This window comes from Methanobrevibacter sp. (assembly GCF_015062985.1).
Taxonomy (GTDB): Archaea; Methanobacteriota; Methanobacteria; order Methanobacteriales; family Methanobacteriaceae; genus Methanocatella.
Genome location: NZ_SUTI01000005.1, coordinates 40,245 through 41,189, shown reverse-complemented (window position 1 = coordinate 41,189; position 945 = coordinate 40,245). Strand labels below are relative to the sequence as shown.

Below are 945 nucleotides of genomic sequence, written 5' to 3'. Positions count from 1 at the left end.
TGATGGTAATAATGCTTGGGGTACTAGACCTGCTAATATTACTGTTTATTTATTGGCTGATGGTGTCAGGGTTGCTAATGCTACTTTGAATGAGTCTAATGGTTGGTATCATGAGTTTACTAATTTGACTGTCTTTAATGGTAATGATCCTATTAAATATTCTATTGAGGAATTGAATGTTACTGTTAATATGACTAATGTTCCTGCTGGTGTTATTTCTGTTGAGTATGTAAGTGTGGTTGATAATAGCACTGCTTATAATTGGACTGTTAATAACACTTTGGTTACTGTTGTTAATGCTACCAAGATTTGGAATGATGGTAATAATGCTTGGAATACTAGACCAGACAATATTACTGTTTACTTGTTAGCTGATGGTGTCAGGGTTGCTAATGCTACTTTGAATGAGGCTAATAATTGGTATCATGAGTTTACTAATTTGACTGCATTTAATGGTAATGATGAGATTGTTTATAATATTGAGGAAGTTAATGTTACAGGTCATACTTCTGTGACTAGTAATAGCACTGCTTATAACTTTACTATTGTGAACACTCCATTAGTTAATGTGTCAGTTATAAAAGTTTGGACTGACAATGATAATCAAGACGGTGTCAGGAATGCTAGTGTAACTATTCATTTGGTTAAAAATAATGAGACTGTTATTGCTACTGTTGTTTTAAATGATACTAATAATTGGAGATACGTCTTCGAAGGTTTAGATAAGTATCAGAACAATGGTACTTTGATCAATTATACTGTTACTGAGGATGAGCTTGAGAATTACACTGTTAAAATTACTGGAAATAACTATGAATTTATTGTTAATAACACTCATGTTATTGAATTGGTTAATGTTACTGTTGTTAAAGTTTGGACTGACAATGATAATCAAGACGGTGTCAGGAATGCTAGTGTAACTATTCATTTGGTTAAAAATAATGA

General features: G+C 32.0%; 1 protein-coding gene. It reads left to right on the top strand.

The window, feature by feature from the left end:
• The coding region (locus E7Z77_RS03435) for a Cna B-type domain-containing protein (protein WP_292750435.1) at positions 1-945 on the top strand (945 nt) is incomplete at both ends.